General features: G+C 27.7%; 11 protein-coding genes. 8 read left to right on the top strand and 3 right to left on the bottom strand.

Annotated features, from left to right (window positions below; genetic code table 4):
• Positions 1–15: 15 nt before the first annotated feature.
• Together JM47_RS02700 and JM47_RS02705 are read left to right on the top strand one after the other, a co-directional pair.
• Positions 16–1428, top strand: a complete 1413-nt coding sequence (locus JM47_RS02700) for a hypothetical protein (RefSeq protein WP_208894871.1) — start codon at positions 16–18, stop codon at positions 1426–1428.
• 304 nt (positions 1429–1732) lie between these two features.
• On the top strand, positions 1733–3067 hold the full coding sequence (locus JM47_RS02705) for a GA module-containing protein (protein ID WP_208894872.1): 1335 nt from the start codon (positions 1733–1735) through the stop codon (positions 3065–3067).
• Between the two features lie 83 nt (positions 3068–3150).
• Here JM47_RS02705 and JM47_RS02710 read toward each other — a convergent pair whose 3' ends face one another.
• From JM47_RS02710 to JM47_RS02720, 3 genes are all read right to left on the bottom strand, one after another.
• Positions 3151–3849: a hypothetical protein gene (locus tag JM47_RS02710; RefSeq protein WP_208894873.1), complete on the bottom strand. Its 699-nt coding sequence runs from the start codon at positions 3847–3849 to the stop codon at positions 3151–3153.
• A 122-nt stretch (positions 3850–3971) separates the two neighbouring features.
• A complete protein-coding gene (locus JM47_RS02715) occupies positions 3972–4493 on the bottom strand; it encodes an adenine phosphoribosyltransferase (protein WP_038103034.1) in 522 nt (173 codons plus the stop codon).
• Positions 4494–4504: 11 nt separating this feature from the next.
• Entirely contained in the window at positions 4505–7519 is a 3015-nt protein-coding gene (locus tag JM47_RS02720) for a hypothetical protein (RefSeq protein WP_208894874.1), read from the bottom strand.
• A gap of 295 nt (positions 7520–7814) precedes the next feature.
• Between JM47_RS02720 and ybeY the strand changes: the two genes are divergently transcribed.
• The 6 genes from ybeY to rpsU all read left to right on the top strand — a co-directional run bounded on the left by ybeY (position 7815) and on the right by rpsU (position 13664).
• On the top strand, positions 7815–8255 hold the full coding sequence (gene ybeY, locus JM47_RS02725) for an rRNA maturation RNase YbeY (protein ID WP_038101881.1): 441 nt from the start codon (positions 7815–7817) through the stop codon (positions 8253–8255).
• A gap of 1 nt (position 8256) precedes the next feature.
• Positions 8257–9171 (top strand): GTPase Era, encoded by a 915-nt coding sequence (era, locus tag JM47_RS02730; RefSeq protein WP_208894875.1) that lies wholly within the window; start codon positions 8257–8259, stop codon positions 9169–9171.
• Positions 9172–9173: 2 nt separating this feature from the next.
• A complete protein-coding gene (recO, locus tag JM47_RS02735; protein WP_038101877.1) occupies positions 9174–9890 on the top strand; it encodes a DNA repair protein RecO in 717 nt (238 codons plus the stop codon).
• Positions 9891–9907: 17 nt separating this feature from the next.
• On the top strand, positions 9908–11314 hold the full coding sequence (locus JM47_RS02740) for a glycine--tRNA ligase (protein ID WP_208894876.1): 1407 nt from the start codon (positions 9908–9910) through the stop codon (positions 11312–11314).
• The gene (gene dnaG / locus JM47_RS02745; protein ID WP_208894877.1) at positions 11298–13409 is read left to right on the top strand and encodes a DNA primase; all 2112 of its coding nucleotides are present in this window, start codon (positions 11298–11300) and stop codon (positions 13407–13409) included. The genes JM47_RS02740 and dnaG overlap by 17 nt, the downstream gene beginning before the upstream one ends.
• A gap of 90 nt (positions 13410–13499) precedes the next feature.
• Positions 13500–13664, top strand: coding sequence for a 30S ribosomal protein S21 (gene rpsU / locus JM47_RS02750; RefSeq protein WP_038101883.1), 165 nt, complete (start codon positions 13500–13502; stop codon positions 13662–13664).
• The last annotated feature ends 1 nt before the right edge of the window (position 13665 follow it).

A 13665-nucleotide genomic window follows, 5' to 3' on the forward strand; every position in this document is an offset into this window, starting at 1 on the left:
AGGATTTATTAATATATGAGTAAATTCAAAAACAAAAAAGCACTAGCATTATCTGTTGGTGCGATTATGGCAGGGGTTAGTGTTATAGGAGTGGCTGCAGCTTGTGCACCAACAAAAGCAAAACCAAATAAACCTTCTCAAGGTACTCAAAACCCATCTCAATCTGGTGGGACTGAATCTACAAACCCGGGAAGTGGTAACACTACAGCTCCAAGTGGTCAAGGTTCAGAAAATAATACAACTAATCCATCAGCAGGTTCAACTAATACAAATCCAGGAGCAACTAATACAAATCCAGGAGCAACTAATCCAGAATCAGGAACTAAACAAGAAGATCCTAAGACAGCTAATCCAAATAACCAAGCACAGCCTGAAAATCCTAATAATTCAGGTGGCGACACCAATTCAAAAAGTGATTCAAAAACTGAAGAGAACAATCCAAGTGTAGGTTCTGGTTCTAATCAAGAAATGAAAGATGATAAAACACCAAATTTAGGTTCTAAACCATCTGAAGATTCTATGGGTTCAGATCAAAAAGGTGAAAAACACGGTGGTACTAATGATCAGAATCCATCAGAAAACCAAAAAGTAGACCCCTCAAGTCCAGGAAGTGGTGAAAAGCCTGATATGCAAGCTGAGTCTCCAAAAGAAAATGATGATAGTTCAAGCAAACAAAACGAAGGTAAGAAAGGAACTGAAGCACCACAAGATCCTAATACTGAAAGCTCATCACCACAAGCTGATGAAAATGTTAAACCAGCAGCAACAGCTAGCTTAGATCCTAATGCTAAACTTACTGAAAGTAATGGTGACTTTGTTTTACCTTTAAAATTTCAAAATGCTAATAAAAAATTTGTAGAAGTCGAACTTGTTGATAATAGCAACGATGAAACTGTTATCAAGTCTGATAAAGTTGAAGTAAAAAATAATGAAGCAACTTTTAAATTTGAAGGTATTAAATTGATTAGCAAATACAAATTTAAATCAATTAAATTATTTGATGAAATTAATTCAAATACAAGCCAAACAATTAAGTTGTCTGATGAATTATCACAAAGAATAATTGATGTTAATAATATGGTTTTAGAACTTGCTGGATTTAAACGAGATGCTCAAAAGTATCCAGAAATTACATTAAAAGTATCTACTAAGTTATTTTCACAATTTGATGGAAAACAATTTGGATTTAAAATTGAAAATAACAAACGAGAAACTGAAGCGGCTACTTATTTTGCAACAGTTGGTCCTACAAAAATTTGAACTAGAAAATTAGGTGAATCAAATGGAAAAACAACATTCTTAATTTTCACTGATTTTAAATATGAAAATGAGCAAGGGGCAAGTAATTGATACATCAAAAACCTTTGATTTGGTAATGATACTCAAAAGAACAACTTACTAAAGGATACTATTGAATTTAAATCATAATACAACCATCTACTTCCTCATTTTATTACTTAAGCATAAAAATTAAACATATAAAAACATAATCAAAACCGACAGAAAATGTTGGTTTTTTGTTTCTATACAATTACATTCTAAAGAAAAACAGAAACCAAATTATGAATCTACTAAAACACTTTTAACCGGAACATTTACCCAGAAAGTCCCTTTTTTTTTTTTTTTTTTGCAACCCGAAAAATTGAATTTAGAATTGCTCTATATTTCACAATCCAAACTTTTAAAAGGGAATTTTCAACATAATTTTAACTATCAAAGGATTTATTAATATATGAGTAAATTCAAAAACAAAAAAGCACTAGCTTTATCAGTTGGTGCGATTATGGCAGGGGTTAGTGTTATAGGAGTGGTTGCAGCTTGTGCACCAACAAAGGCGAAACCAGCTAAACCAACTGAAAAGAAAGTAGAACAACCACAAACAGGTGGTAATGAATCTTCAAACCCTGGTGGTGGTAACACTACAAATCCAACTGACAAAGGTTCAAACAGCGGTGGAACAACAAATGCTAATCCAGGAAGTGGTAGCACTACAACCGGAACTAAACAAGGTTCTGAAACTGGTGGTTCAACAAATTCATCAGGTGGCTCAACTAATAATACACCAGGTGTACCAAACCCTGACAACAAAGGTTCACAAAATGGTGGATCAACAGAAGGGTCAAATGGTTCAACTAATGGTAAACAAGGCGATCAAGGTTCTGATCCATCAAATAGTTCTACAAACCAAGGAAAAGATAATTCTAACCCACAAAATTCTGGATCAGAAGAATCTAAGAAACAAACAGAAAATCCAAAAGATTCAGAACAACCTAAAAATGACAAAGATTCTGTAACTCCAAAAGAAACTGATACAGAAAAAGAAACTAAAAAAGATAGTGATATGGGTTCAGGAAATGGTGATAGCTCAGAAGGTGATAATAAAAAAGATAAATTAAATGATGACCAAACAAAAGAAAAAATGAACGGTCAACAAGAAGGAGAAGAGGGTAAAGCCGGAGATTCTTCAAGTGGTAATGTTGATGGTGGAGCTAATGGAAAAACACAAGGTTCACAACAAGATGCAGCACCAACAGAAGATACACCTGAACAAAAATTAGCATCTGAAAAAGAAAAAGCTAAAGAAGAAGTTAACAAATTAACCAACTTATTACCTGAAGATAAAGAAACATTCAATAATCAAATTAACGGCTCTAAACAATCACAAGATATCAATGGTATTCTTGTAAAAGCAAAACAAAAAGATGAAGAAAGAAAAAATCAATTAACACCTGTTAACTTTTGAGTTGATGATGAAAAATATTTTTGATTAAGACTAAAAACATCAAAAGAGACTTTTGCTGAAATTGAAAAAGATCGATTAGCCTTTAAATTAGAAAAAGGAAGATTAGAAGTTGAACAATTAGCATCAGGTTTTGGTGTAGGAAAAACTGAATACTTTGTTAGAAAACAAGTAAATGGAGATATAGTAACATTTGATATTTCATCTTACTTACCATTTAACAAAACAGATGAAAAAGGAACTTACCAAGTTACAAGTGTGTGATTAACTAAAGATAAGAGTAAGAACTTATTAAGCAAGAACACTAAAAAAGTAACAATTAACTAATATTAACACAACAAAAACCTAGGGGCATTCCTAGGTTTTTTCATTACTATTTATTAATTAAATACTAATCAATAACTGATAAATTATTCACTCTTGTTTTCATTAAGATCTTTAAAATCAGTATTATCAACATCAACAACAAATGCACGGAAGAAAGAATCAATTTTAGTATTAATATCCTTTGTACTTAACTCTTTTTGTTCTAATTGATTAAAGTATATTGCAGCTTTATTTATATCAATACATTTTTTAAATTCAGTAAAGCGATTGTATGCGTTAAGGTTATTTGCATTAAGGTTTAATTGTATTATATTTCTAAGTTCTTGTTCTTTTCCTTCTTTAAGAAATGTTTTAGCTACTATGTCGATTTTATTGTTGCTAGCTTCAACAATATAATCATTAATATATTCTCTAATAGATTTATTAGGAATGATTTTAACTTCTCCTCGCTCTATATCCTTTAAGAAGATAGAAGCATACTTTTGCTCATCTTTTGATAGATAAGCAAAACTACTATGTAGTTGTTTTTTAGCTGCTTCTATATCTTCAACATTAGATCCATCATTTAAAGATTTAATATATTTTTCAAATCGAGAGTTAATATAATCAGTATCAATTGAACCAGTATTGACTTCTAAAATACTTGAAGTCATATCATAGAAGTTAACTTTATTTTTATTTCTATGATTTGTTTTTTGATTAAGATAATTAATAGCATCATGATATCTAGTTAATAAAACATCAAATGTTCCTCGAAAGTAAGTTCAATTGCAACACCGCACTTGGGCTTACTTTCGAGGAAGATCGATTGCAAAATCAAAACCAACAAGCAAAGCTAAATTAAGAATAAAAAGACAAAAGAAAAAGTGCCAACTTAAAGGCACTTTTTTGATTATTAATTTAATTAATAAGTAATTAAAGCATTTACTTTACCACTTAGCTTCTTTTCACCTTCTAAGAAGTCAAGTTTGATTAAATAAGTACTTCCAACAACTTCACATCCAGCTTGACGAACTAAGTCTTCAATAGCTTGAACAGTTCCTCCAGTTGCTAATAAATCATCAACTATTAAAACTTTTTGATTTGGTTTTAATGCGTCCTTATGAATTTCTACACGTGAACTACCATATTCAAGTGTATATTCAGCACTATAAACATCCCCAGGTAGTTTGTTTGGCTTTCTTACTAAAACAAATGGTTTGTTTAGTTTTAAAGACAATGGAACTGCAAATAAGAAACCACGAGATTCAGCTCCTAAAATTACATCCACATCTAAAGTTTTAGCAAAAGCTTCAAACTCTTCTACAATCTTATTAATGATTGCAGGTTCAAGAAATAAAGGTGTAATATCTTTAAAAATAATTCCTTCTTTAGGGAAGTCAGCTACATCTCTGATTTTTGATTTGATGTAATCGATTGAAATCATAATTTTTGCTCCTAGAATTGATTAATATTAGCAATACTTTGTTCATCAAACTTGTCATAACTTCAGTTTGCTCCATACTTGCTATTTGCTTTTTTGTAAATAGCATATGTTAATAAACTATTTAATACAACAATTGTGAACTTAGTAAATAAAATACCAAAGACAACCATTGCATTTAAGATTACTAACTCATAAGGAACAAAGATCATTAAAGTTAATAAACAAACTAACATTACAATGTAAATTATATTATATCTACTTAAATATTGAAATAAACTATGGTGTAAATGTGTATTGATTTGTTTATTTGTTCATTCTTGATTAAATTGTAAGATTTTAATTAAATTAGCATACATATTAAAGCTAATTACACAAATAAGAACAAATAAGCTATTAGCTGCAGTTATAACTGTTTGATAAACTGGTAAACGGAATAAAGAGTTAATACCAAAGAAAATTAAAGTACATGCAACTACATTACTTAAAATTACTAAACAAGATTTTAATTTAAATCAAATAGCACTTCATATTGTTACTATTACACCAATGATTAAATAACTATAAATTGTATTTTTAAGTTGATCAGTGAATAATGGGATATGGTTTGAATAAACTAAAACATTATCTAAACCATAAGTTGTTTTAATAGTGTTTAAATCAGTTTCAAAATCAGCTGCATTAGCATCTAAATAAAGTGATGTAATTAATTTATCACTATTACCATAATCAACTAAACTGTTGATTTTATCAAGTTCAGTTTGATTTAAGATCTTATTAACATCAACTTGAACTAAAGTATTAAATAGTTCTGAATTAGTTGGTAATCATAAACCTAACATTAAAAGTCCAGCTAAAGTAATAATACCTATTAGTACTAAATAAACATATTTATAACTATTATTATTAAATAGCTTTTGAGCTAATAATGAATAGTTCTTTTGTTCTTCATATTCATTTAGTTTAGAGTCAAAGATGTTGTTATTGATTTTTAGTGCAGTTGATAGATATGGTTCATATAAATGGGTTTGTGGTTTAAATTCAAAAATTGTTGCATATGAGAAATGCATTATTAAACCTAATAAGTATGTAGTTAGTAAATAAGCAATAGAACCAAAGATTAAACTATAACCAAAGCTAGTGTTTAAACCAATTCCAAAATACATAAAGACTAAAGACATTAAGATTATTAATAAGTACATCATTCCATTATTAGTAATCATTTTCTTATTAGCTAAATAATATCCATTCTTATATGAATAACCTTTATTCATAAACCGTTTTAGATCACTTTGTAAGTTTACAAAACCAAAGACTGGAATAATTAAACTAACTAATAAAGCTGCATATGTTTCTGTACTAAAACCAAAATTAGCTGCTTTAGCTATACTTAATTGAACTAAATAACCAATTCCTAATAATAGTGCAAATATCAATCCATTGAATTTGTATAAAACAGCAACTATAATACCAATAATACCAACCAAAACACCAAACCCAATTAAGATACTATCTTTAATAGATAAGGTTTTAATAATACCTTGTTGATATTTTGATGCAATAATTGATGGTGTGTTTATATATTGATAAAAAGCATCTTGGTATTTTTTATCTTTAACTAAGAATTGTGGATAACTAATGTAGTTAGAAATTAATGAATTCTTTAATAGTAAGAAGTTATTAGCTGTTGATACTGAAGTATTAGCTTGATTTAATACTAAGTGATCAGTTTCATATTTATCAGCTTGCGTTGTTCTTTTTGGTTCAGTGAAATAATTAAAGAAGCTATTGTAATCAATTGCATACACATAACCTCGAACTAATGCTAATTTATTAATGTTTCAAGAATAAAACATTTCATAATCAGCAAAAGTCATTGGTGTTTGTGATTGTCTTGGATTTTGGGGATTTGGTTGTTGTAATACTTTATGCTTATTAGATCGATAAAAAGCATTTAGTAAACTAATAAGTTTATTATCAATTGGATTATATTGCTGATTTAAATCATTACTTGTAATTAAGAAATGTTCATAAGGTTTAGTTTTTGTTTCAGCTTTGATTCAATCAACATATGCACGATCTTCACCATTTGCTGGTAGGTTTTGATACACATCATCAACATCAGCTCATTTTTTAGGATCAGTGAATGGTTCATTGTGTGCATATGCTAATAGTGCAAGCATATTAAGTTTAGATACTAATGCATCCCGATTAACTCACATTAACCAAGAATTAGTTGGTTTAGCTCTTGGTCTATTGGTTCTTTGGAAATTAGTAATAGCTGTTTGACGAGATGAAGAAGTAGTTGGAGCGTAGTTGTAGTTTTTTGAAAACTCTTTATCAAACATCTCTAATGAGAACTTTTGATCGCTTTGATTAAGTTTAATTTCAACATGTGGTTGTTGGTTACGGCTTGTTTTAATTTCAAATAAATCAGGATTTTGATTTAAGGTTTTTCAGTTTTGTAATAAAAACTCTTGATCATTTAAACTAGTAGCTAATGTTGGTTTGTGATTATATAAACTTGAAATATTTTGTAATTCAATTCTATTAGACGAACTAAAAGTTGATAATAGTTGTAATTTAGCAGCAACTTTTTGTTTATTAGTAAATTCTTTATCAAGTAAATTAACTGATGCAAATTGTCTATAACTTGGTAAATTAAAATCATAAACTAACTCACCAAATAAAGCATTACTATCTTTAATATCTTTACTTTGATGCTTAATTGCTGATTTAACTTCTAATTCTTTTAAACCGAACCGATTATAAATAGCTGTTGTTTTATTAGCTATATTATTTAAACGAGCTTGATTTTCTGATTCACTTAGTGTCGGATCTAAAGCAAAATGGGTTTTAATTTGAATCCGATCATCAAAACTACTAGCTGTTTGCTTTTGATCTTTACTAATATAGTATCCAAGTCCACCTGAAAGCGAAGCAACCGCCACTGCGGTTGCACCTAATGCAATCCCTGCAAGAAGTTTCTTGCTATTAACATATTTGCTTTTAAATGCTTTAGAACTCATTTATAACAACAGCTTCCTTGAAGATGTATTTGACCTTATCTAATTATAAAAAGAAATAAGATAAGGTTAACAACAAATAATTATAACATTATTAAGGATTAATTTACTTTTGCTTTCAAATTCTGATTAAAAGTAACTAATTAAGAAAATGAAAGGAATTAAATTAATCAACAAATTATTGCATTTTTATAACTTTTAATCACTTTTTATCATTCTAAGTTACTAACTTAACCATTAAATAATATAATTAAATTTATACATTTTAATTAATAAGTGGAACTTTGAGGATATAGTAGTGCAATTTAGTGTTAATAATGAAGTTGTTACATTTGATGAAAATGAGTATCAATCTGACTTCGATGATATTGTTGATTTAATTAATGTTAAGTTAAATTTAGAACATCAACGTTTATTTGAATGTCACTTTGTTGATAAAGCAACAATATTAGATATCAATACTAAGTATCGAAACAAAAACTATGTGACCGATGTTATTTCTTTTGCGTTTGATGATTCAGAAATCATTACACCACTATTAGGTGAAATGTATATCTGTTATGAGAAAGCAATTGAACAGGCTAAAGAATATAACCATTCACTACGTCGTGAAATTTGCTTCTTATTTACCCATGGTTTATTACATTTATTAGGGTATGACCATGAAAATGAAGCAGATGAAAAAGTAATGTTTAAATTACAAGATGAAATTTTAGAAGAATTAAAAATTAGCCGTTAGTATGGAAACAATAGTAAATAAAAAATATGGAATAGTAGCAATTGTTGGTAAACCAAATGTAGGGAAATCATCCCTTATTAATGCCATTAGTAAAAATAAGGTATCAATTGTTTCAGCTAAACCACAAACAACAAGAAATGCGATTAAAGAATTGTATGAAGATGAAGATAGCGTCATTATTTTTACAGATACACCTGGGTATCATAATGAAGCTAACAAACTTGATATTTTTTTAAATCACGAAGTTGAAGTAAGTTATAAAGAAGCTAATTTGGTTTTACTTTTAACAAGTATGGATAAACCATTAAGTGAAGATGATTATAAAATTATTGACCATATTAAAGAAAACAAAAAAGAAAAGATCATTTTAGTTGTTTCAAAAGCAGAAACAGCAAAAACACAAGAATTAATCGATCAACGTGTAGCTAGTTTAAAACAACATTTAGATTTTTTAGATGTAATTCAGATCTCATCAACTCATAACATTAATATTGATAAATTACTAAACACAATTAAGCAATATTTAAAAAGTGATGTAGTAACTGATTATTTTCGTTCAAAAGCTGATAAAACCGATAAGTTCTGAGTTCAAGAATTGATCAGAGAACAATGCCTTGAACTACTAAAATATGAAGTACCACACGGTATTGGTATTGAAATCAATGAAAGTAAGTATGATAGTGCAACTAATCACTGATTAATTAATGCAACAATCATTATTGAAAAAGATTCACACAAACCAATTGTGATTGGTAAAGATGGACAAGTTATTAAACAAATCGGGATGAATACTCGTAAACAACTATTAGCTACATATGATTGTGACATAACATTAAAATTATTTGTTAAGGTTGAAAAAAACTGACGAGACAATAACACAATTGTTAAAGGATTAGGTTATAAAATTAATCAATAAAGATGGCTGAAATAGTAACAAAAGGTTATTTGGTTGCACGATCTGACTACGATGTTTTTGATGAAATATTAACTTTTATTAATGAACACGGAAACCGGTTTGTAATGTTTGCTTATGGTACAAGAAGGATTTCATCTAAAAATGCACGAAGTTTATTCTTTGGTAATTATTTAGAGTTTGAATTCTTTCATGCAAGAGCTGAAAATAAAATGAGCAAACTCAAAAAAGTAGTTAGTTTAGATCAAATTGATTATAAATATGAGAACACATATAGCTTAATTATCTTAAGTCAATTAGTTAGTAGTGTTGTTGAATTTAACTATGATTATTATCTCTTTTATCAAATGATTTTAGGTTATGTTTTATTAGAGATAGATGATTATTATACAGCTTGTTTTTTAATCATTAAATTTATGTTAATGAACGGGATTGTATTTAATTTAAATAGTTGTGGTGTTTGTAATAGTAGGATGCAATTACAAACACTTGATTTAAATCAACAACATTTAGTTTGTCATGATTGTTTTGAATTAAACCCAGATTTAATCCAATATAACATTAAATGTTTAAAGTTGTGACATAAACTAGCAAAGCTTAGTAATATTACTAATAAGGATGAAGTAGATAGTAATACTGCAAAAGCACTTTTAAAAATATTAGGTCATGTTTTGTATGATAAATTAGGTATTTATTTACTTTGTTTAAAACATATTAATTAACAAAAAGGATTGAGATTATGAAAAGAAGATATCAAAATCAGGAAGAATTAGTTAATTTTCTAAAAACTAATGGTTTTGTATTTGCAAACTCTGAAATTTATAATGGACTAGCAAATGCTTGAGATTATGGTCCACTTGGTGTTTTATTAAAAAACAACTTAAAAGCAAGTTGATGAAAAACATTTGTTACAAAACAAAAAGATATTGTTGGTCTTGATTCTGCAATCATTAACAATCCTTTAGTATGAAAAGCAAGTGGACACTTAGATAATTTTTCAGATCCATTAACTGATTGTAAAGCTTGTAATGCTCGTTTTCGTGCTGATAAATTAATTGAAGACTTTGATAGTTCAATTCAAATTGCAGAAAATACAGATAATGAAACATTTGCAAAAGTTCTTAAAGAAAACAACATTAAATGTCCTAATTGTAAAGCGTTTGATTGAACACCAATTCGTCAGTTCAATCTAATGTTTAAAACATATCAAGGAATTATCGAAGATGCTAAAAATGTAGTTTATCTTCGTCCTGAAACAGCACAAGGAATCTTTGTTAACTTTAAAAATGTGCAACGGTCAATGCGTTTACATGTTCCTTTTGGTGTTGCTCAAATTGGAAAAGCATTTAGAAATGAAATTACACCAGGTAACTTTATTTTTAGAACTCGTGAATTTGAACAAATGGAAATCGAATACTTCTTATATGAACAAGAAGCATATAATAAATTTGATTGATTTGTAGATAAGATCACTAATTGATTAGTTAATGATTGTGGCTTAGATCAAGAAAATTTAAGATTACATAACCATCCAGTTGAAGAACTATCACACTACTCAAAGAAAACAGTTGATTTCCAATATAAGTTTTTACATGGTTTCTCTGAATTATATGGAATTGCTTATCGAACAGACTTTGATTTATCAGTACATATGGAATTATCTAAAAAGGATTTAACTTATTTAGATGAAGCTACAAAAACAAAAATAACTCCACACGTTGTTGAACCATCAGTTGGTGTAGAACGATTGTTATATGCTATTTTAACTAATAATACCTATATCCAAACCCTAGAAGATAACGAAGAACGAATCTTATTAGATTTAAAATATGATCTTGCTCCTTATAAAGTTTGTGTACTGCCATTAGTTAACAAACTTAAAGAACAAGCAAACTTGCTTTATGAAAAAGTCTTAGATCTAAATGTTTCAGCTACTTATGATAGTGCTGGAAGTATTGGTAAAAGATATAGAAGACAAGATGCAATTGGAACAGTATATTGTTTAACAGTTGATTTTGAAACCGATTTAGAATCAGATGATCCAACATTTACAATTCGTGAGCGTAATACGATGGCTCAAAAACGAATCAAACTAAGTGATTTAGCTTCATATCTAAACCAAACTGCTCATGAATCAAAATGATAAATCACTAAATGGTTTCTTTAAAGAAATTAAAGAACGATTAACTGTTTCTCAAATTGCTAATAACTTCGTTCAACTAATTGGTTCAAACGGTAGTTATCGAGCTCTTTGCCCTTTTCATGCTGATAGCAACCCATCTTTATCAATTCATGATAAAAAAGGTGTTTATAAGTGTTTTTCTTGTAATACTGCTGGGGATTTAATTAGTTTTTATGCTAACTATAAAAAAATTAGTTATTATCAAGCGGCTATTAAAATCAATGAAGAATTTAATTTAGGAATTAGTATTAACCAAAATTTATCTAAAGCTTTTAAAGAACAGAAAAAACTAGAAAGAGTATATAAAATCAATCAAATTGTTTCTAATTTATATACTCGTTTTCTTAAAGCTGAACAAAATAAAGATGCTTTAGCTTATTTATTAAAAAGAGGGATTAATCAAGAAATTATTGATTATTTTAAAATTGGTTATGCTCCAAAAGAAAACTTTATCAATGATTATTTTTTAAATCATCAAATTGATGATGTTGATGAGTTTGGAACTAATGATCTAGGAAATTGATCATTACTAAGTTTAAATGAAACAGGAGAATGAAACGATTTCTTTAAAAATCGGATCATTTTTCCCATTTGTGATCCTTATAATAACATTGTTGGTTTTAGTGCAAGATCAGTTGGTAATTACACTCCTAAATACTTAAACTCAAAAGATAGTGATGTTTTTAAAAAACAAGAACTATTATATAACTTTAATAATGTCCTTAAACTTAGTGAACAAGAAACTAATAACATCATAATCATTGTTGAAGGATTTATGGATGCTATTGCACTATATAAAGTTGGTATTAAAAATGTAGTAGCAACAATGGGTGTAGCTTTAACAACTAACCATTTAGAATTATTATTAAAACATCAATTCAAAAACATTATTTTTTGTTTTGATAATGATCAAGCTGGTATTAGTACAACGATTAATCAAATCAATAAATTAGCTGATTATAACTTTAATATCTTTGTAGTTGATCAATCATTCTGAAACACTAAAGATGTTGATGAATACATCCTAAAGTATGGTAATGATCAATCAATGATTAAGCAACTAATCAATGGTTTTAATGAACCATTGCATATTAGTGTTTATTTAATGTTAAATGAACTTAAAAAAACCAATAATAATTTAAATTCAATTACTAAAATCAATTTACAACAAGCTTGAAAAAAGATTATTAGTAATTATGGCGAAATGGCTCAATTTGATTTTTATAAACAATCTTTTTTAGATTATTTAAAGATTGAACTAAGTCAAGAAGATGTTAAACATTGATTATTTAACAAACAAACTTATACTAAATCAATTAAACAAGATACTAATCGATCATTTAATCAAAATTTAGCTAAAGATATTAATTATAAAAATGTAACAGAAGAGTACACTAAAAACAAAAAACCAATTACTAAGATTAAAGATCCAATCAATGATGCTAAAAAGAAATTAGAAAAAGCTTTTTATGCTTATTTATTATGAATTTTAAAAATCAATGAAGTAGTAATTAACCAACCACTTAAAGTAATGATTTTTAAAATTATTTGTGAAGAAATCAATGAATGTTTACTATTTTTATCAGAACGTAATGAATTAGTTTTCTTAGAGATCCTGGAATGATTACATGAACTTTTAAATGTTAATCAAACTAAAGCTATTAGTTTATATAATAATAAACAAGAATTAATTGCTTTCTTTAATGAATTTAAATCAATTAATAATATTACTCATAAATTTGCTAATGAACTAATAATTTCTTTAGAAATTGATCAATCAATAGTTGATCTAAAAGCTAACTATACTAAAAGAGGACATGAGTTTTTAATTAATAAGTTTAATATTGCTTTTGTTGAATTTAAAAAGCAATATTTAAACTATGAACTTAAATTAGAAAACAAGAAATTAGTAGAAATTACTAATCAAATGATTATGGATGAGAATAATGCTATTAAATATAATGATATATTAGGATCAATAACTAATAAAATCTCTGAAATTAATTCATCTAAAAATAGTTTAGAAGCTAAATTAAAAATCCTAAATAGTAATTGTTAAGTACTATATTATAAAAAAGTTGCAACACTTTAGTATAAATAGGAGTATAATAAAATATAATTTATTTTTTACAAGATGGTAGGTGAGTTTATGTCAAGAGGAGTAGTAGTTGAAGGCGACTTAGAAAAAGCTCTTAAGAAATTTAAAAGAATTTCTAATGAAACAAAGCGTGACTCTAAGCGTCATGAATACTATTTAAGACCAGGCCTACGTCGAAAAGAAAAAACTAAAGAGGCTAATAAATACCGTTATTAAT

The sequence above is a fragment of the Ureaplasma diversum genome, from assembly GCF_000941095.1.
GTDB classification, from domain to species: Bacteria; Bacillota_I; Bacilli_A; order Mycoplasmatales; family Mycoplasmoidaceae; genus Ureaplasma; species Ureaplasma diversum.